An 18,446-nucleotide genomic window follows, 5' to 3' on the forward strand; every position below is an offset into this window, starting at 1 on the left:
GGAGAGAAACAGAGATGAAAAGATTCGCTGCGTTAAAACCGGATGGCACCAATGTTGGCCTGCTGCTTCTGATTGCCTTCTCGCTGGCGCTGTTCGGCATTCTGTTACCCGGCCGCTTTTTTACCGACGCCACTTTCCTCAGCATGGCGTTCCAACTGCCGGAACTGGGCTTACTCACCCTGGCAATGTTTATTGCCATCCTGAGTGGCGGACTCAATCTGGCGATTATCACCACAGCCAATCTGACCAGCCTGTTTATCGCCTGGGTCTTACTAAACAGGGTGCCGGACGGGGCCGGAACCGCTCAGCAACTTTTGTGGTTACTGCTGGCAGTACTGGGTGCGATGCTGATTGCTGCACTCATTGGCCTGATTACCGGCGTCATGGTAACGCGCATTGGCGCACATCCCATCCTGGTGACGCTGGCAACCATGATCACGATTAACGGCATCGGTATCTGGCTGACCAAAGGCGCGGCGGTAAGCGGTATGCCTCCCGTTGTAAGGGCTCTGGGTGCCGATACCTTACTGGGCGTGCCGTTGCCGCTGTGGCTCTTTCTGCTGGCGGCCGCCCTGCTGGCCCTGTTTCTGGGCAAAACCCGCGCCGGTAAGTGCATCTATATGGGCGGCAGCAACATCAACGCGACCTGGTTTAGCGGCATCAACACGCACCGCATGGTGATGCTGGTATATATCCTTTCCAGCCTGTTGTGCGTACTGGCGGGGCTGGTGATGATGGCGCGCTTTAACTCCGCCCGCATGGGTTATGGCGATGCCTATCTCTTACTCACCGTGCTGGCCATCATCCTTGGCGGCACCGATCCCAATGGCGGCTTTGGCCGGGTTACCGGCGTCGTGCTGGCGCTGATCGCGCTACAAATTCTTTCCACCGGGTTCAGTCTGATGAACATCAGTCCGCACGTCAGCCTGGCAATGTGGGGCGCGGTATTGATTGTGGTGCTGGCCATTAAACAGGGCAAAGCCCGACTGAATGAAAGCCGGGCCGTAACGCGCAGCAAACGTTTAAGCGCGGCCCTGAATCCCTTGACTGAGAAAAAGGAAGTATGATGCGTATTCAAATCTCGCCGTCATTAATGTGCATGAATCTGATGGAGATTAAACAGCAGCTGGCGGTCCTGAACACCCGCGCTGATTTCCTGCACGTTGATATCATGGACGGGCATTACGTCAAAAACATCACGCTGTCGCCGTTCTTTATTGAGCAAATTCGTCCGCATACGACCGTAGCGATAGACGTTCACCTGATGGTGGAACAGCCGACCGATTTTATCGAGGCCGTCGCGAAAGCGGGAGCAGACTATATCTGTCCGCATGCGGAGACCATCAACCGCGATGCCTTCCGGGTGATCAACCTGATCCGCAGTCTGGGGAAAAAGCCGGGCGTGGTTTTAAATCCCGCTACGCCCGTGTCGTTTATTCATCACTATCTTCATCTGCTGGAGAAGATCACCGTAATGACGGTCGATCCGGGTTATGCCGGGCAGCCATTTATTCCCGAGATGGTGCAGAAGATCCAGCAGCTTAAGGCCCTGAAACAGGCACAGGGCTATGACTTCCTCATCGAAATTGACGGCTCCTGTAATCAACGAACCTACCGCACGCTACTGGAGGCCGGCGCAGAAGTGCTGATTGTCGGCACCTCAGGCCTGTTCAACGTGCATGACGATCTCAGCACCGCCTGGGACATGATGCGCAGCAGCATTGATGCCGCACAGGGACTGGCACAGGAGTCTGCATGAAACAACGCTGGCTTGGAATGGATATCGGTGGCACCAGCACCCGACTGCAACTGATGGAAGACGGCCAGCACTGGTGCGGATTCCGTAAAATAGCGACCGCCAGTTGGGCACAGCAAACGGATGCGCTCCACGCCCTGGGCGATGTGATTATTGACACGCTGGCGTCACAAGCGATCAGTGGCGTAATGCTCGGGCTCCCCGGTATACTCAGCCGCGATCGTCAGCAGGTTATCTCGTTACCCTTTATTCAGGCGCTGGATGGGCAACCTGTGGCAGCCCAGTTGAGCAAGCGACTGGGCGTGCCGGTCGCCATGGATAAAGACGTCAACCACCTGATGTTATGGGATCTGCTACAGCTTGATGCCCTGCCCGACAACGCGGTGGGATTGTATCCCGGCACCGGTTTAGGCAACAGCCTGTGGCTGGAAGGCCGCTTTTATCATGGTCATCATGGCGGCGCGGGTGAACTGGGGCATATTCCCCTGCCCGGCAATGACCTGCCCTGCCCGTGCGGCAATCGCGGCTGTGCGGAAACGCTGATCTCCGGTCACTGGCTGAGCCAGTGGGCGGCGACGCATCAGCCGGACACCGCCCTGTCACAACTGTTTACGCGACACGGGGATCATCCCGATCTGCAGGCCTTCGTTCAGCGGCTGGCGCACCTGATTGCCAGTGAAATGAACATCCTCGATCCGGAATACCTGATTCTGGGCGGTGGCGTGCTGGCGATGGCCGGTTTTCCGCTGGCGCAGTTACAACACCACATTCAGCGCAGTTTGCGGCCACCCGTCACGCGCCACGGTTTACGTATCGTGTTCAGTCATGCCACCGATTACACGGGCTGCCGTGGTGCCTGCCTGGCTGCCGAACGCCACTTTGGGGAGCGAAAATGAAAGGCAAAGTCTGTGTGTTTGGTTCATTCAATCTGGATATTGTCGCCGGTATGCGCCGCTTTCCCCTGCCGGGCGAATCGCTGATTGCTCAGCACAGCATGATGGGACCGGGCGGTAAAGGTGCGAATCAGGCCACCGCCGCACTGCGCGCGGGCGCCCGGGTGCACTATATTGGTAAAGTGGGCAAGGACGACTTTGGTGTGTTTGCCCGCCGCCATCTGGAAAAAACCGGGTTTGATGCGATTACACTGTTCACCTGTAAGGAGAAACCCACCGGCAATGCGTTGATCTACGTTGCCGGAAACGACGCCGAAAACATGATTTCCGTCTATCCAGGCGCCAACCTTACCGTGACGGCGGCGGAAGTCACGCGCTGCAAACCCACCGTCGCGGCGGCGGACATTCTGCTGGTCCAGCTCGAGAACAACCTGAGCGCGATACAGCGCATGATGGATAATGCGCGGGCCGCCAATACCTTTGTGATTCTTAATCCCGCGCCGTTTCAAAAAATCAGCGATACGTTGCTGGCAAAAGTCGATCTGCTGACCCCGAACAGTACGGAAGCGAGGCTGCTGACCGGCATCAACGTCAACGATATCCGCAGTGCCCGGCAGGCGGCAGAAATTCTGCATCGCAAAGGGGCGCGCCAGATCATTATTACACTGGGGACGGCGGGTGCGTTACTGTCTGACGGCCAGCAGCAACGGCATATTCCCGTGTTTCCTGCCACCCCGCTGGATACGACCGGCGCGGGTGATGCGTTTAACGGCGCGCTGGCGGCCAGGCTCGCGGCGGGCGTTGCGCTGGATCAGGCGGCGCTGTATGCGGCCGCGTTTGCCTCATTATGTGTGGAGCGACCGGGTGCGGCCCATTCGATGCCTTCGTATGCCGAGGCACTGGCGCGTCTGCAGGCGCACCCGGAGTGCGTCGCCGACAGCGTGATGACGTGCGTATAAAGCGGAAAGCCGATGCGATGGTTTGCGCATCGGCTTCGTGCAGGATTACAGCGTTAGCCAGCCTGCGATCAGGGCGTGCTGCAATAACATGATGGTTTTACCATCACGAATGCGTCCGTCTTTCACCCACGCCATGGCCTGAGGAAAAGGCATTTCCAGCACATCAATGGCCTCATCTTCGACACCGCCACCAGCGTTCTCGCGCAGGGATTCGTGATATTCCGCCGCAAAGAAGTGAATCAGTTCAGTGACGCCGCCCGGTGACATGTAGACCGAATACAGTTTTTCGACCTCGCCTACCGCATAGCCGGTCTCTTCAATGGCCTCTTTACGGATGCAATCCTCTGGCGAGTCGTCATCCAGTAAACCCGCGCAGGCCTCAATTAACATTCCGTCTTCATTACCGTTCACGTAGGTCGCCACGCGGAACTGGCGCGTCAGCACCACACTGTTTTTTTCACGGTTATAGAGCAGAATTGTCGCACCGTTGCCGCGATCGTACACCTCGCGTTTGTGACGCACGACGTCGCCATGGCTGTCGGTTAGCTCATAGGTGATGTTACGCAACACAAACCAGTTCTCAGACAGCAGCTTATCTTTGATGATAGTGATTCTGGACGACATAGGCGCTCCGCAAGTAAGAAGGGAGCCAATGATGATAGGTCGTGGGATGCAAGAAAACTATCTGAATTACGTGTCTGCGCACGCAATCATCAAGACCGCCCGAAACACCGAAAAAAAATGCCAGCACGCAGGCTGGCATTGATATTTCAGGCAAGATCACCGTCAGGATGATTTGCCATCGTGCTCGTGATGCTCGTGCTCCGTGGCGGCAATTTCGTTAACGCGCTTACGCACACCAAACCAGCCCAGAACCAGAATCACCGCAATCAGCGGAATAGAGGCAATAGTGTACGTGCCGTTTGGATAGTCAAACGCCATTAAGACCAGCACACTGAACAGGAACAGCAGCGTCAGCCAGGAAGTGAAAGGCGCGCCCGGCAGCTTAAAGCTGACGTCGTCGGCCTTGCCTTCTTTAATAGCTTTGCGCAGACGCAGCTGGCACAGCACGATAAAGCCCCAGGACGAAATGATCCCCAGTGACGCGACGTTCAGGACAATCTCGAATACCTGTGACGGCACATAGTAGTTGAGTATTACGCCGACAACATAGACGCAAACGGTAACCAGAATCCCGGCATAAGGCACCTGCTGGCTGCTCATTTTTGACATGAATTTCGGTGCTGAGCCGCCCATCGACATGGAGCGCAGAATACGGCCTGTCGAGTACAGACCGGAGTTCAGACTGGACAGCGCGGCGCTGAGGACCACGATATTCATGATGCTGCCGATATACGGCACGCCCAGTTTAGAGAAGAAGGTCACAAACGGACTTTGCCCGGCCTGATAGGCATTCCACGGCAGTAACAGCACCAGCAGCACCACGGAACCGACATAGAACAAACCGATACGCCAGATTACGCTGTTGATCGCTTTCGGCAGCATGGTTTCCGGATCTTTACACTCACCTGCGGCCGTACCCACCAGTTCGATCGAAGCGAAGGCAAAGACCACCCCCTGCACCAGCACCAGCGCCGGTAACAGGCCGTGCGGGAACAGGCCGCCGTTATCCGTGACCAGGTGGAAACCTGTTGCATTGCCGTCCAGCGTTTTACCGCTGCCCAGGAACACCACGCCGACCACCAGAAATATCACTATCGCCAGCACCTTGACTAACGCGAACCAGAACTCCATTTCGGCAAACCACTTTACGCCGATCATGTTCATGGTACCGACAATCGCCAGCGCGCCCAGGGCAAACACCCATTGTGGGACATCGCCAAACGCGCCCCAGTAGTGCATATACAGTGCCACGGCGGTGATATCGACAATCCCGGTCATGGCCCAGTTAACAAAATACATCCAGCCTGCCACATAGGAGGCTTTTTCACCCATAAACTCGCGTGCATAGGAAACAAAGCTTCCACTGCTGGGACGGTGTAAAACCAGTTCGCCCAGCGCGCGCAGAATGAAGAAGGAGAAAATGCCACAGACCAGATAGATTACCGCCAGAGCGGGACCCGCAGCCTGTAAGCGGGCACCTGCGCCCAGGAACAGACCTGTACCAATTGCGCCACCGATAGCGATCATCTGTACGTGACGATTACCCATGGCTTTCTTATAGCCGGAGTCGTGGGAATTGAGCCAGCGTCGTTTCGCAGCGCGCATGTCTGCTGCGGTTTTCTTCGTAGATTTCATAGCCTTCCTGTTTGTCCTGACCATAAGTCATCGCGCATCCAAACGATTGCGTTTAGCAGTGCGAAATGGGTTTTCTTCCTCTGTGCGTTTGCCTGTGAGTTAACGAAAAGCAGCGCGGGAATTTACGGCGATGAATCCTAACCGTTATGCAACATCGAAGCAAAATATACCGAGGAGATAAGCCGGACGATTTGTAAAAAACTTTTCTGAGATCACAAAAAAACCGGCCGACAGGCGACCGGTAAGGGCTACAGGGAAGGTAACAGAGGGGTTTAGCGGTAAATTTCGGCAGTGCCGGTCCACAGGCTGGAGTCGCCGGGGTTATCAACCCCGATGACACGGAAATGGCGGGCACCTTCTGATTTGGCCTCCTGCGAAAGCTGGCGGGTGACATCATCCAGAGAGCCGTTCACATTTGTCACCGAGACGCTGCCGATACGTTGCAGCCCCTGGGCTTCCTGCCGGTCCACTGCCGTGGCAGCAAGAGTAGAAAATGAAGCAGTGGCCAACAGAGCAGCGCTAAGGTACACAGGTAATCGTTTCATACTTCCTCCTGAACTTGCGTGGGTCACTGAGTAAAACATGGTGTTGAGTATTAGCGAGGCAATGAAAGCCAACATGGGCAAGGTGTAAAGCTATGGCAGTAATGTTCATTCGTAAGTGGACATTCCTGGGAAACGTCAACGGGGGTGAGTTTGCGTACACAGCGCCGCTGTTTTCGGGCATTTTGTAATAAGTCGTCGGGTGTCTCTGGCACCGCTCTTATGATTCCCTGTCAGTAAAGGTGTTATTGTCGTGATTGTTAAACGCTCTGTTACCAGAAGTATCGCGCTGTCGTTAACGTGGATTGTCTTGCTGGCGTTACTGACGACCGGCCTGGCGCTGCTGACGCTTTCCAGTAGCCTGCGCGATGCGGAAGCCATTAATCTGGCCGGATCGCTGCGAATGCAAAGTTACCGCCTGGCCTGGGATGCCAGAGCAGATCCGCATCTGCTGACGGCGCACCTGGCGCAATATCAACAAACGCTTGATGCCGCCGTGTTACAGGAACTCGATCGCCCCTGGGTGCCGCGCAAGGTTATTAATCACTATCAGCGTTTACGCGAAGGCTGGCCCGGTCTGGCACAGCATCTGCAGGCGAACGCGTCAGATGCCTGGCGGCAACAAATGCCCAACTACGTTGACGAAATTAACCGCTTCGTACTGGCGCTACAGCGCTACGCCGAACTGAAAATGCGCGTCGTGGCCATCAGCAGCCTGACGGGCGTGATCGCCATTGTTGCGCTCGCTTTGATGACGATCCGCTTTACCCGCCAGCAGGTCGTTAAACCCCTCAATGCACTGGTCAGAGCCAGCCGCTATGTGGAAAGCGGCAATTTTGCCTTTCCGCCCCTGCATGTGCAGCAGCAGAACGAGCTGAAAGTCCTGTCACAGACTTTCAGCAGCATGGCTGCACAATTACAGTGCCATTATCAGCAACTGGAACAACGGGTCCGCGACAAAACCCGGGACTTAACCCAGGCGAATCATACGCTCTCCTTACTCTATGAAAGCTCACAAATCCTGACCAGCCGTTCGCTGCAACCGGCGCTTTTCGATGATGTGCTGAACCGCATCGTCGGCAAAGAGAATATTGCCTTCATTCAGCTTCAGGGCGAGCAGTTTACCTGTGAGGCGGGCCAGCACGATCCCGCGCTGGCCTGGCAGCATTTACCGCTGAAACAGGACGATCAACGTGTTGGCACGCTGCGCTGGCAAACCGGCGGCATGGCCCCTTCCGCCGCGTTAATGGGCAGCCTGGCCGCGATGCTGGGACGGTCGATCTGGATCTGGCAAACCCAGAAGCAGTACCAGCAAATGCTGCTGATTGAGGAGCGCGCCACGATTGCACGTGAACTGCACGACTCGCTGGCGCAGTCACTGACTTACCTACGGATACAGCTGATGCAGCTTCGGCGCAGCCTGTCCGCCTCCGATCAGTCGGCACAGGCGATCATTGCAGATTTTGATCGCGAACTGGCAGAGGCTTACCGCCAGCTACGCGAACTGCTGGCGACCTTTCGTCTGACGATCGAAAAGGCCGATCTGGAGGCTGCTCTGCACGTGATGATTGCGCCGCTTCAGTCTCAGACTGTCGCTGATATCCGGTTGACCTGCCAGCCAGGCCTGCAGCAACTGGATGCCCGGCAACAGGTCCACGTCCTGCAAATTGCCCGGGAAGCCGTCCTGAATGCCATTCGCCATGCGAATGCCCGTTTGATTACCGTCGACTACCAGATCACGGATACAGGTGAGCATTCACTGACAATCACTGATGACGGCACGGGCATGATCAGCACAGAAGAACCTCCGGGGCATTATGGTTTCATCACCATGACCGAGCGCGCAGCATGCTTGTCTGGCCAGTTAGACATTCGTTCGCAGCCGTGTGGAACACAGATTGTGTTGCGCTTTCCACCGCGTCCGGCATCAGAGATTGACTAGCCGCACGTAACACGGCTTTACTTTTATTGCATCTCGCATCACAGGGCATGTGGCAGATCAACGGCAGGCCATCGGGTTAATCTTTACAATGACAGCACCACAGAGGGTCGCTGCAGCCGCCGCTTGACGAACCGCATTGCCCATGCGACAACCTGCAGCGTCAGGTGACAGGGAGAAAACATGAAACAACCGACTTTAACAATCATGATTGTGGACGACCATCCGCTTATGCGTCGCGGTATTCGGCAGTTACTGGCGCTCGACCCGACGCTTCAGGTCGTCGCGGAAGCCAGCAACGGCACCGAAGCACTGGCTGAGGCCCGTCGCCTGACACCGGACGTCATCCTGCTCGACCTGAATATGAAAGGGATGTCGGGCCTGGACACGCTGAAAGCGCTTCGTCATGAAGGCATCCACTCGCGGATACTGGTGCTGACGGTGTCGGATGCGCGCAGTGATATCTTCGCCATGGTGGATGCGGGAGCCGATGGGTATTTGCTGAAAGACAGTGAACCGGAAATCCTGCTAAACCAGATCGTACAGGCCACACAGGGCGAAAATGTCTTTAGCGAGGCGGTCCGGCATTCGCTCGCGACGCGTCACAACAGCGACGATCCGTTCCGTTTGCTGACCGAACGCGAACGCGACGTGCTTCAGGAAGTGGCGCGAGGCCTGTCCAACAAAGCCGTTGCTGATACCTTGCAGATTTCAGAAGAGACGGTGAAGGTACATCTTCGTAATATCCTGCGCAAACTTGAGGTTCGCTCACGCGTTGCGGCGACCATCCTGTGGCTTGAACGTCGACATCGTTGAGAAAAAGCGCGCCAATTTACACATTCTTTATAATTTCTCCACTTTTCAAACCCTGCCCGCACGTAAAGTAGTCGCCTGGTCGTGCGTGATGTCATGGAATACTTTCGTACGTTACGCGCTGCATCGGTCATATTAATAATAAAAGCAGTGAGGAGTGCCGATTCCATGTCGAATTTCTTTATCGACCGCCCTATTTTTGCCTGGGTTTTGGCAATTTTATTGTGTCTTTGCGGCACGCTCGCCATTATTTCGCTTCCCGTTGAGCAATATCCCGACTTAGCGCCGCCCAACGTGCGTATAACCGCGACCTATCCTGGTGCCTCGGCGCAAACGCTGGAAAATACCGTTACCCAGGTTATCGAACAGAATATGACCGGTATCGATAATCTGATGTATATGTCCTCGAACAGCAGTAATACCGGCCAGGCGCAAATCACCCTCACCTTTACTGCCGGCACGAATCCCGACGAAGCCCGTCAGCAAGTCCAGAATCAGTTACAGGCAGCCCTGCGTCAGTTACCTCAACCGGTGCAGTCACAAGGTGTGACCGTCAATAAAACCGGTGACAGCAATATTTTGATGGTGGCATTTGTCTCCACTGACGGCAGCATGAACAAACAAGATATTGCTGATTATGTCGCCAGTAATATTCAGGATCCCATAAGCCGAATTGATGGTGTCGGTGAGGTGGATGCCTACGGCACCCAATATGCCATGCGCATCTGGCTCGATCCCTACAAGCTGACCGCCTATGCCCTGACCACCGATGATGTGGTGAATGCCATCAAATCCCAGAACACTCAGGTGGCCGTCGGCCAGGTGGGCGGTTTGCCGGCAGTCAATAATCAGGCGCTGAACGCCACGGTGAACGCGCAGTCGATGCTGCAAACGCCCGACCAGTTTAAAGCGATTACCCTGAAGAATAATCCCGATGGCTCCGTCGTCACGCTGGGCGATGTCGCAACGGTGGCACTCGGCGCTGAAAAATACGATTCCCTCAGCCGCTACAATGGCCAGGCCGCCTCCGGACTGGGTATCAAACTGGCCTCCGGTGCCAACGAGATGAACACGGATAAGCTGGTGCGGGCACGTCTGGATGAGTTATCACACTATTTTCCGCATGGGCTGGAAGCGAAGATCGCTTATGAAACCACGCCTTTTGTCAAAGCCTCAATCACCGATGTGGTCAAAACCCTGCTGGAAGCCATTCTGCTGGTATTTGGCGTAATGTATCTGTTTATGCAGAACTTCCGGGCCACGTTAATCCCTACCATCGCCGTGCCGGTGGTGCTGCTTGGCACTTTCTGTGTGATCTTTGCCTTCGGCTACAGTATCAACACCCTGACCATGTTCGCCATGGTGCTGGCGATAGGCCTGCTGGTGGACGATGCCATTGTGGTCGTCGAAAACGTCGAACGTATCATGAGCGAGGAAGGGATCTCGCCGCGCGCAGCCACCCGAAAATCAATGGGGCAAATTCAGGGCGCGCTGGTGGGGATTGCGCTGGTGCTGTCCGCCGTCTTTATTCCCATGGCCTTTTTTGGCGGCACCGTCGGCGCCATCTACCGCCAGTTTTCGGTGACGATTGTCTCCGCCATGATCCTGTCCGTGCTGGTCGCAATGATCCTGACGCCAGCCCTGTGTGCCACGCTGCTCAAACCCATCGCCAAAGGTGAACACCACGGCGAGCGCGGCTTCTTCCGCTGGTTTAACTATCATTTCAACCGCAATGCCGATCGCTATGAGCGTGGCGTTGCCCGCATTCTGCACACTGGCGGCCGCTGGCTGCTGCTTTATGTGGGGATAATTGGCGTCATGGCGTTTCTGTTTCTTCACCTGCCTTCGTCGTTTTTGCCACAGGAAGATCGCGGCATGATTTTGACGCAGGTCCAGTTGCCCGCCGGTTCCAGCATGGATCAGACCTCGGCGGTGGTGGCCAAAGTGGAAAAATACTACCTGACGAAAGAGAAAGATAACGTGCTGTCGGTCTTCTCAACGATCGGTTCAGGTCCCGGCGGGAATGGACAAAACGTCGCGCGTCTGTTTATCCGTTTGAAAGACTGGGGTGACAGACCGGGTGCCGATCGTACCTCGTTCGCCATCATTAAGCGCGCGGGTAAAGCCTTTAAACACATCAATGAGGCCATGGTCATTGCGAGCAGCCCGCCGGCCATTACCGGGTTGGGTAGTTCATCGGGCTTCGACCTGGAGATACAGGATCATGGCGGCATCGGGCATGACAAGCTCATGGCCATGCGCGACATGCTACTGGACAAAGCCAGCAAAGATACGCTTCTGTCCCGTGTCCGTCATAACGGCCTTGATGACAGCCCACAGTTGCAAATTGATATTGATGAGCGTAAAGCGCAGGCGCTGGGCGTGTCGCTGGATACCATTAACGACACGCTCGCCACCGCCTGGGGCTCAAGCTACGTAAACGACTTTCTGGATCGGGGGCGGGTAAAAAAAGTGTATGTGCAGGCTGATGCGCCCTATCGCATGCTGCCCGATGATATCGACAAATGGTACGTGCGTAACAGCAGTGGCACCATGGTGCCCTTCTCGGCCTTTGCCACCAGCCGCTGGGAAACGGGCTCGCCGCGTCTGGAACGCTATAACGGTTACGCCTCACTGGAGATGGTGGGAGAAGCCGCAGAGGGCGTGAGTAGCGGTACCGCGATGAACGAAATGGAGAAGCTGGTTGAATCCCTGCCGCTCGGTGTGGGCTTCCAGTGGACGGGTGCGTCGTATCAGGAGCGGTTGTCCGGCTCTCAGGCTCCGGCGCTGTACGCCGTTTCGCTGCTGGTCGTGTTCCTCTGTCTGGCGGCCCTGTATGAGAGCTGGTCGATTCCGTTCTCTGTGATGCTGGTTGTGCCGCTCGGTGTGGTCGGCGCCCTGATCGCCACCTGGACGCGCGGGCTGGAAAACGACGTCTATTTCCAGGTCGGCCTGCTGACCGTTGTCGGGCTTTCGGCGAAGAACGCCATCCTGATTGTCGAGTTCGCCAACGAGCTTAACAGCAAGGGCGGCGAGCTGATTGAATCCACGCTTGCGGCTTCACGCCAGCGTCTGCGCCCGATCCTGATGACTTCACTGGCCTTTATCTTCGGCGTCCTGCCAATGGCGATCAGTAGCGGCGCAGGGTCAGGCAGTCAGCACTCCGTGGGCACCGGCGTGATGGGGGGAATGATTTCCGCCACGCTGTTAGCCATCCTGTTTGTACCGCTGTTCTTTGTGCTGGTGCGTCGTCGTTTCCCGCTGAAAGAGAAACATCCCGACTAACCTGCCCGCCTGTCTGGCGAACCAGACAGGCAAAAAAAACGGCCTCTGGAAACAGCGGCCGTTTTATTTCTGTGTGTGGTAAGAACTACAGCAGAGGGGAAAGTGCCCTGCTTTTCTCGTCACGTGTTACTTGTTACGTAACATCGCTTCGATAAATTCTTTCCAGTTCCCCATTTCGGTGTCAATCATAGAACCCTCTCTTATTGTAGTGGCAATATTACGCCTTTTTTTTCGCCTGGTGAATACGTTTACACCTGTTAGTACTATCGGCAAAGACGCAAAAAAGCTGAGTCTTTTCTGATTTGCTGGCTGACGCACATTTCAGCAAAGCCTTAGCCTGACAGGTTTCGCGGGGTGCTTAACCAGGACGTAGCCTAAAAATGGTATTTAAGGAAATTCTTAAAGGAGAAGTGATAAACCAGGAAATCATTAGCGCTCAAACTGAAACCGTTTACGTACACCTCAGGGCTGTCTGTTTACGTATTTTATTCGATGCGGAGCGCCGCTGGCGGATGCTGCATAAGATCACACTATGGTAAACTGCTCAGCGCATTTTTACGGGACAGGAGTAGGCGATGAGCGGGCAATGGGTCATGTTTGGCATTAAAAATTGCGACACAATCAAAAAAGCACGGCGTTTTTTAGAGGCGGCCGGTGTGGATTATCGCTTTCATGATTACCGGGCTGACGGCCTGACCGACGAACAGCTCCAGCAGTTTATTGATGCCCTCGGTTATCAGGACCTGCTGAATACGCGCGGTACCACCTGGCGCAAGCTGCCCGAATCCGAGCGTGACAGCATTACGGATGCCGCCAGCGCCAAAGCGTTGATGCTGGCGCAGCCCGCGATCATTAAGCGCCCTGTGCTGCGCACCGCCGATGGCACCTTGCTGCTGGGTTTCAGTGAAACCCTTTACCAGAATCTTCTTCAGGAGAAGTCATAATATGTTTTGTCCGGTCATTGAGCTGACGCAGCAGCTTATTCGTCGTCCCTCTCTCAGCCCCGATGACGCCGGATGCCAGGCGCTGCTGATTGCCCGCCTGCAGGCAATCGGCTTCCACATCGAAACCATGAACATCGACGACACGCTGAACTTCTGGGCTACGCGCGGTGAAGGGGAAACCCTGGCCTTTGCTGGTCATACCGATGTGGTGCCACCGGGTGACGCCAGCCGCTGGATCAATCCGCCATTTGAGCCGACCATTCGCGACGGCATGTTGTTTGGTCGTGGTGCTGCCGACATGAAAGGCTCGCTGGCCGCCATGGTGGTTGCCGCAGAACGTTTTGTCGCAGTCAATCCTCACCACAAAGGGCGACTGGCGTTTCTGATTACTTCTGACGAAGAAGCCAGCGGCACCAACGGCACGGTCAAAGTGGTCGAGCGGCTGATGGCGCGTAACGAACGTCTGGATTATTGCCTGGTCGGCGAACCCTCCAGCAGCGAAATCGTGGGCGACGTCGTGAAAAACGGCCGCCGTGGCTCGATTACGGCTAACCTGACGGTACATGGGGTACAGGGCCATGTGGCCTACCCACAGCTTGCCGATAATCCGGTACACCGCGCGATGCCCGCGCTGAATGAACTGGTGGCGACCGAATGGGATCAGGGCAACGCGTTCTTCCCGGCCACCAGTATGCAGATCGCCAATATCCAGGCAGGCACCGGCAGCAATAACGTGATCCCCGGTGAACTGTTCGTGCAGTTCAATTTCCGCTTCAGTACCGAACTCACCGACAGCCTGATCCAGCAACGTGTGGCAGAACTGCTGGATCGCCATCAGTTGCGCTACACCATTGAATGGAAGCTCTCCGGTCAGCCCTTCCTGACGTCACGCGGTAAACTGGTGGATGCCGTAGTCAACGCCGTTACGCACTATAATGAAATCAAGCCGCAGTTGCAGACGTCTGGTGGCACCTCTGATGGGCGTTTTATTGCCCGCATGGGGTCGCAGGTGGTCGAACTGGGGCCTGTGAATGCCACGATTCACAAAATCAACGAGTGCGTGAAAGCATCCGATTTGCAGATGCTGAGCCGGATGTATCAACGCATCATGGAACAATTGATCGCCTGACAGCGAGGAAAGGAGCGGGCCTGTGGAGTTTATTAAAGATTACTGGTGGATCCTGGTGGTCCTGCTGATGGTCGGTGTGCTGATGAATGTGTATAAGGATTTGAAACGCATCGATCACAAAAAGTTTATGGATAACAAGCCCGATCTCCCGCCTCATCGTGATTTCAACGACAAATGGGATGACGACGAAGACTGGCCGAAGAAGAAATAACGCGTTTGCGCCCTCGCGGTCGCGAGGGCGTGCCCGGTTACATTGTCATAATCACATCATCATCGCCGGGTTTAGCCCCGCCCAACGCCTCGTCAAAGTAGCGTTTCGGCACCGTGTACTGCAGATGATGCAGGGCAAAATTCATGCTGCGGTGGTCGATGGCGTGGGCCAGATCGTCCACAACATTCAGCGTGACGTCACCGCCGAGTGCGGTTAAACGCTGTTCGGCCTGATGAGCATGTGCCAGTGGCACGCGGTCATCATAATCGCCATGAATCAGATGCACCGTCGTGCGGGTGCTGGCGCTCTCCGGCAGGGTAATAAAACGTCCGCTGAACACCACTGCGCGTCCCGCCAGATCGTTGTGCGCTTTGATGCCCTCCAGCACCATGCTTCCGCCCTGTGAAAACCCGACCAGCGCCGTGGCTTCCGGACTTATGCCGCTCTGCTGCTGCCAGTGACGAACGGACTCAACAAACTGCGGCATACTGGCGTTAACGCACTGCTGCTCGCTTTTATCATGAAGTCCGGCCTCACTAAACCATTGACCGCCAGGCCCTGGCGATCCCACCGACACGACCAGCGCCGCAGGGAAGGTTTTCGCAAACCAGCTGCCAATTTCCCCCATGGCGTCAGGGTTATCACCCACGGCATGGTAAAGCAAAAACAGCTGGGCAACTTTTGGGGGTTGCTGAACAATTACATATCTCAGTGTCATATCGACCTCCTGCTACTACTTTACGCGCCCTGGCGCAGGATCATATTGGGAATATTTGAACGAGTTGGTGGATTTATTGCAATTGCTGACGAAACCCTTCGCCATCAATGCTTTGCAACGCCAGAAGTGCTTCTGCGGCTTCCGCGCGCAGTGCGGTGATCAACGCCTTGCGTCCGTTTAGCTGCGCGGTCTGCGCCAGCCGGGACAGATTGGTGTCGGCCCTGACGGCCTGCCTGAGAAGGCATAACGGAGCCTGGCTGACAATGACCAGGCGCTGGAGCACCGCCAGACTTGCTTCAAACGGGCGTTGTGCCCAGGCGAACCCGGCTGCGAGCCGGGCATCAAACGGGGTAAACGCGCAGTCATCGGCTGCGGACAGGGGCAATGCCAGTGGTATATGTGCGCTGAGAAATGACCAGTCCCGCGCCAGCTGCTGCGCCGCTTTCTGCTGCAACTGCCTGCCGGACGACGTCAGTCCCAGCAGCGCCATCGCGGCATAGCAACCACTGCTGGCTTCGCGCTGGCTGCCAATGCGCGCTAACGTAAAGCCACAGGCGCGCCAAAACGCCCACAACGCTTCAGTGTAGCCGAAACTCACCGAGATATAGTCGTATCCGGTCGCCGCCGCGCAGGCCGCCGTGACCAGTTGCCTGCCGGTTCCCTGACGGCGTCCGCGGGGTGCCACGGCAATCCGGCTGATACGTAAAGCCCGCAGCGTGGCGGCGTCGGTGAAACCGGCATGGGCCGCCAGTGACTGCGCCACCAGATTGCCGCGCGGCCGTCTGTGGCCCGCCCATACTGCCTGAGCTAACGCCTCGCTCAGTCCGCCCTCTTCCACCAGCCAGAGCGCGCCCTGCAATACCGGGACAGTGCCCGCCAGCCACAGGTGCATACCTGGCGCATCCAGCAGGCGGCGTAAATCCAGCGGCGAGGTGCGATAATGAGCGCTGGTAAGCAGCTGATAAGCCGCCCGTAAGGCAGGCATATCCGTGCGTTCCGCCCGACGCGGACCGCCCACTCTCGCAGGGGGCATATCGGGCGTTTCTTCAAACAGTAGCGCCTGATTCAGCCAGTTTTCCAGCGGATCGTTGCGCGCCCAGCGCAGCGGTTCATCCAGCGTAAAATGGCGTACCTGCTCCAGCGCCGCACAAAACTTCAGCATAAAACCACGTCCGCTGCCTTCATAACCCTGAATGGTCGTTACCAGCAACACGCGACGAAAACGCGCTACCAGCGCATGCAGCAGCGGTGCGGGAATCGCCGCCGCCTCATCGACAATAAGCCAGTCAACGTCTGGCACGGTTTCCAGAGCCAGAATGGCATCGGGCGCCATAAAGCGGTAGTGCTCACCCGCGAAGGCAGACAGGACGCCCGTAGCCACTTTTGCCGGGGCGGTAATAAGGCAACGTGTGTTCTGGCGGGCGAGCATCCCGGCCAGAGCCGATTTGCCTCTGCCGCGTGCAGCGGTCAGGACCGCCACGCCTGCAGAAAGGCCGTTCAGCTGACATAAGATTGTCTGCTGCTGGACGGTTGCCTGGCTGTGCCATTCCGGTAAGGCTGGCCAGTCGGGCACGTTAAGTGGCGACGGCTGCCGCAGTAAGAGTCCCTGCGCATCCTGTTCGATCAGGCGTTGCAGATGGCGGATAAAGTGAGGTGTGGCAATGGGTTCGCTGACGTCGGCCCAACGCAGGCTGTCCGCGTCGGGTTGCTGTGGCCACTGTCGCCACGGCGGCACTAACAGCAGCAGCCAGCTGCCAGCCGTCAGCGTGCCCGCCAGCGCGGCGAATGCCTCGGCATGAAAGCCCGATCGGGCATCGAAAACGGCATGATGAAACTCACGCCCCAGTAAGGTACGGAACGCCGCTGGCACACAATGCGGGCCGGGGCCGAGAGGGACGTCACTCAGACACAGCCAGTCGCCCGCCAGTGCGTCGAACCAGCGCGCAGCCATCGTCAGGCTGTAGTCAGCATCACCACTGATAACGGCTACGCGCCGTATGCCCGCCGACGCCATCGCGCGGCTGGCGGCCGCCAGCGTCATCCTTTACCGGCGAAGGTATCGCACTGGCCAGGATTGCCAGTGTCAAAGCCACGCTTAAACCAGGTATAGCGCTGTTGCGATGTACCATGGGTAAAGCTGTCGGGCACCACGCGCCCCTGACTTTTCTGCTGCAGGCGATCGTCGCCAATAGCTTCGGCGGCATTCAGGGCTTCCTGCAAATCGCCCACCTCAAGGATCTTCTCCTGTTCCATATAGTGGCCCCAGACGCCGGCAAAGCAGTCGGCCTGAAGTTCCATTTTAACGGACAGCTGATTGATCTGGCTTTGACTGGCGCCCTGCTGCATCTGGCGTACACGGGGCTCAATGCCCAGCAGCTTCTGCACATGGTGGCCGACTTCGTGTGCAATCACATAACCCTGCGCAAAATCACCGCCTGCGCCCAGTTTGTGTTTCATTTCGTCATAGAACGAAAGATCGATGTAGACGGTCTGGTCTGCCGGGCAATAAAACGGTCCCATAACCGACTGCCCGGTTCCGCAGCCGGTGCGCGTGGCACCGCGATACATTACCAGTTTGGGTGGCGTGTACTGCTTATGCATTTGTCTGAACAGCTTGTCCCAGGTATCTTCGGTCGTCGCCAGAATGACCGAGGTAAATTTGGCCGCTTCATCCTGATGGGGATCGGCGCTGCGCTGTTGCTGCTGCTGTTGGTTGCCCGGCGTCGCCTCGCCGCCCGTCAGCAACGGCGTCAGGTCATAACCGTAATAACCCGCGACGGCGACCAGAATCAGCATGATAATGCCCGCTTTACCGCGTGGCAGAGGAATGCGTCCTCCTCCCATGCCTGATGACTGATTACGGCGGTCTTCAACATTGTCGCTTTCGCGACGTCCTTGCCAGCGCATGTTTTGCTCCCTGTGGCCTGTTATGCAGATGGCATGATTTTAGTTGTGTGAGGCCGCAATCACCAGCTTTCCACCAAAATGAAAAAGGAGA

Annotated in this window: 17 protein-coding genes; 10 read left to right on the plus strand and 7 right to left on the minus strand. The window is 56.5% G+C overall.

Going from position 1 to position 18,446, the window contains the following annotated elements; translation table 11 throughout:
* Positions 1-14 precede the first annotated feature (14 nt).
* Genes C1N64_RS17595 through C1N64_RS17610 form a run of 4 tightly spaced genes read left to right on the plus strand, consistent with a single transcriptional unit; the run spans position 15 to position 3,608 of the window.
* Positions 15-1,067 carry an ABC transporter permease gene (locus C1N64_RS17595; RefSeq protein ID WP_394515040.1) on the plus strand — a complete coding sequence of 351 codons (1,053 nt, stop codon included), beginning with the start codon at positions 15-17 and terminating at the stop codon, positions 1,065-1,067.
* Positions 1,067-1,759 carry a D-allulose 6-phosphate 3-epimerase gene (gene alsE / locus C1N64_RS17600; protein ID WP_394515515.1) on the plus strand — a complete coding sequence of 231 codons (693 nt, stop codon included), beginning with the start codon at positions 1,067-1,069 and terminating at the stop codon, positions 1,757-1,759. The genes C1N64_RS17595 and alsE overlap by 1 nt, the downstream gene beginning before the upstream one ends.
* Positions 1,756-2,652 carry an allose kinase gene (alsK, locus tag C1N64_RS17605; protein ID WP_054633362.1) on the plus strand — a complete coding sequence of 299 codons (897 nt, stop codon included), beginning with the start codon at positions 1,756-1,758 and terminating at the stop codon, positions 2,650-2,652. Before alsE ends, alsK begins: the two co-directional genes overlap by 4 nt.
* Positions 2,649-3,608: a ribokinase gene (locus C1N64_RS17610; RefSeq protein ID WP_394515041.1), complete on the plus strand. Its 960-nt coding sequence runs from the start codon at positions 2,649-2,651 to the stop codon at positions 3,606-3,608. The genes alsK and C1N64_RS17610 overlap by 4 nt, the downstream gene beginning before the upstream one ends.
* A gap of 45 nt (positions 3,609-3,653) precedes the next feature.
* On the opposite strand, the gene nudK is transcribed toward C1N64_RS17610, so the two are convergent.
* The 3 genes from nudK to C1N64_RS17625 form a co-directional block, all read right to left on the minus strand.
* Positions 3,654-4,232 (minus strand): GDP-mannose pyrophosphatase NudK, encoded by a 579-nt coding sequence (nudK, locus tag C1N64_RS17615; RefSeq protein WP_033740833.1) that lies wholly within the window; start codon positions 4,230-4,232, stop codon positions 3,654-3,656.
* A 162-nt stretch (positions 4,233-4,394) separates the two neighbouring features.
* The gene (gene ansP, locus C1N64_RS17620; protein WP_394515042.1) at positions 4,395-5,867 is read right to left on the minus strand and encodes an L-asparagine permease; all 1,473 of its coding nucleotides are present in this window, start codon (positions 5,865-5,867) and stop codon (positions 4,395-4,397) included.
* A 272-nt stretch (positions 5,868-6,139) separates the two neighbouring features.
* Positions 6,140-6,412 (minus strand): YdgH/BhsA/McbA family protein, encoded by a 273-nt coding sequence (locus C1N64_RS17625; RefSeq protein ID WP_006118378.1) that lies wholly within the window; start codon positions 6,410-6,412, stop codon positions 6,140-6,142.
* 250 nt (positions 6,413-6,662) lie between these two features.
* On the opposite strand from C1N64_RS17625, the gene narQ reads away from it, so the two are divergent.
* From narQ to acrD, 3 genes are all read left to right on the plus strand, one after another.
* A complete protein-coding gene (gene narQ, locus C1N64_RS17630; RefSeq protein WP_375093505.1) occupies positions 6,663-8,351 on the plus strand; it encodes a nitrate/nitrite two-component system sensor histidine kinase NarQ in 1,689 nt (562 codons plus the stop codon).
* A 180-nt stretch (positions 8,352-8,531) separates the two neighbouring features.
* Positions 8,532-9,164 carry a response regulator gene (locus C1N64_RS17635; RefSeq protein WP_058701227.1) on the plus strand — a complete coding sequence of 211 codons (633 nt, stop codon included), beginning with the start codon at positions 8,532-8,534 and terminating at the stop codon, positions 9,162-9,164.
* Positions 9,165-9,329: 165 nt separating this feature from the next.
* Entirely contained in the window at positions 9,330-12,446 is a 3,117-nt protein-coding gene (gene acrD, locus C1N64_RS17640; protein WP_394515043.1) for a multidrug efflux RND transporter permease AcrD, read from the plus strand.
* 126 nt (positions 12,447-12,572) lie between these two features.
* Here the strand turns inward: acrD and ypfM are convergent, their stop codons facing one another.
* On the minus strand, positions 12,573-12,635 hold the full coding sequence (gene ypfM / locus C1N64_RS17645; protein ID WP_139015967.1) for a protein YpfM: 63 nt from the start codon (positions 12,633-12,635) through the stop codon (positions 12,573-12,575).
* Positions 12,636-13,021: 386 nt separating this feature from the next.
* Between ypfM and C1N64_RS17650 the strand changes: the two genes are divergently transcribed.
* Genes C1N64_RS17650 through C1N64_RS17660 form a run of 3 tightly spaced genes read left to right on the plus strand, consistent with a single transcriptional unit; the run spans position 13,022 to position 14,730 of the window.
* Positions 13,022-13,390, plus strand: a complete 369-nt coding sequence (locus tag C1N64_RS17650; protein ID WP_006120416.1) for an ArsC family reductase — start codon at positions 13,022-13,024, stop codon at positions 13,388-13,390.
* Position 13,391: 1 nt separating this feature from the next.
* Complete coding sequence (gene dapE, locus C1N64_RS17655; protein ID WP_006120418.1) at positions 13,392-14,519, plus strand: succinyl-diaminopimelate desuccinylase; 1,128 nt, start codon at positions 13,392-13,394, stop codon at positions 14,517-14,519.
* Between the two features lie 22 nt (positions 14,520-14,541).
* The gene (locus C1N64_RS17660) at positions 14,542-14,730 is read left to right on the plus strand and encodes a YpfN family protein (protein WP_006120420.1); all 189 of its coding nucleotides are present in this window, start codon (positions 14,542-14,544) and stop codon (positions 14,728-14,730) included.
* Positions 14,731-14,767: 37 nt separating this feature from the next.
* Here C1N64_RS17660 and ypfH read toward each other — a convergent pair whose 3' ends face one another.
* The 3 genes from ypfH to C1N64_RS17675 form a co-directional block, all read right to left on the minus strand.
* Positions 14,768-15,448, minus strand: a complete 681-nt coding sequence (gene ypfH / locus C1N64_RS17665) for an esterase (RefSeq protein ID WP_006120422.1) — start codon at positions 15,446-15,448, stop codon at positions 14,768-14,770.
* A 73-nt stretch (positions 15,449-15,521) separates the two neighbouring features.
* Positions 15,522-17,489 carry a tRNA(Met) cytidine acetyltransferase TmcA gene (locus C1N64_RS17670; RefSeq protein ID WP_054633357.1) on the minus strand — a complete coding sequence of 656 codons (1,968 nt, stop codon included), beginning with the start codon at positions 17,487-17,489 and terminating at the stop codon, positions 15,522-15,524.
* Positions 17,486-18,355: a KPN_02809 family neutral zinc metallopeptidase gene (locus C1N64_RS17675; protein WP_039339910.1), complete on the minus strand. Its 870-nt coding sequence runs from the start codon at positions 18,353-18,355 to the stop codon at positions 17,486-17,488. Before C1N64_RS17675 ends, C1N64_RS17670 begins: the two co-directional genes overlap by 4 nt.
* Positions 18,356-18,446: the final 91 nt, after the last annotated feature.

It is taken from the genome of Pantoea sp. SGAir0215, assembly GCF_043543215.1.

What these genes read in the sequence shown, in the direction of transcription:
- alsE (WP_394515515.1), top strand. Translation starts at nt 1,067, where the DNA reads ATGCGTATTCAAATCTCGCCGTCATTAATGTGCATGAATCTGATGGAG.
- C1N64_RS17610 (WP_394515041.1), top strand. Translation starts at nt 2,649, where the DNA reads ATGAAAGGCAAAGTCTGTGTGTTTGGTTCATTCAATCTGGATATTGTC.
- C1N64_RS17650 (WP_006120416.1), top strand. Translation starts at nt 13,022, where the DNA reads ATGAGCGGGCAATGGGTCATGTTTGGCATTAAAAATTGCGACACAATC.
- C1N64_RS17675 (WP_039339910.1), bottom strand. Translation starts at nt 18,355, where the DNA reads ATGCGCTGGCAAGGACGTCGCGAAAGCGACAATGTTGAAGACCGCCGT.
- C1N64_RS17625 (WP_006118378.1), bottom strand. Translation starts at nt 6,412, where the DNA reads ATGAAACGATTACCTGTGTACCTTAGCGCTGCTCTGTTGGCCACTGCT.
- ansP (WP_394515042.1), bottom strand. Translation starts at nt 5,867, where the DNA reads ATGAAATCTACGAAGAAAACCGCAGCAGACATGCGCGCTGCGAAACGA.
- C1N64_RS17595 (WP_394515040.1), top strand. Translation starts at nt 15, where the DNA reads ATGAAAAGATTCGCTGCGTTAAAACCGGATGGCACCAATGTTGGCCTG.
- acrD (WP_394515043.1), top strand. Translation starts at nt 9,330, where the DNA reads ATGTCGAATTTCTTTATCGACCGCCCTATTTTTGCCTGGGTTTTGGCA.
- alsK (WP_054633362.1), top strand. Translation starts at nt 1,756, where the DNA reads ATGAAACAACGCTGGCTTGGAATGGATATCGGTGGCACCAGCACCCGA.
- nudK (WP_033740833.1), bottom strand. Translation starts at nt 4,232, where the DNA reads ATGTCGTCCAGAATCACTATCATCAAAGATAAGCTGCTGTCTGAGAAC.
- ypfH (WP_006120422.1), bottom strand. Translation starts at nt 15,448, where the DNA reads ATGACACTGAGATATGTAATTGTTCAGCAACCCCCAAAAGTTGCCCAG.
- C1N64_RS17670 (WP_054633357.1), bottom strand. Translation starts at nt 17,489, where the DNA reads ATGACGCTGGCGGCCGCCAGCCGCGCGATGGCGTCGGCGGGCATACGG.
- dapE (WP_006120418.1), top strand. Translation starts at nt 13,392, where the DNA reads ATGTTTTGTCCGGTCATTGAGCTGACGCAGCAGCTTATTCGTCGTCCC.
- C1N64_RS17635 (WP_058701227.1), top strand. Translation starts at nt 8,532, where the DNA reads ATGAAACAACCGACTTTAACAATCATGATTGTGGACGACCATCCGCTT.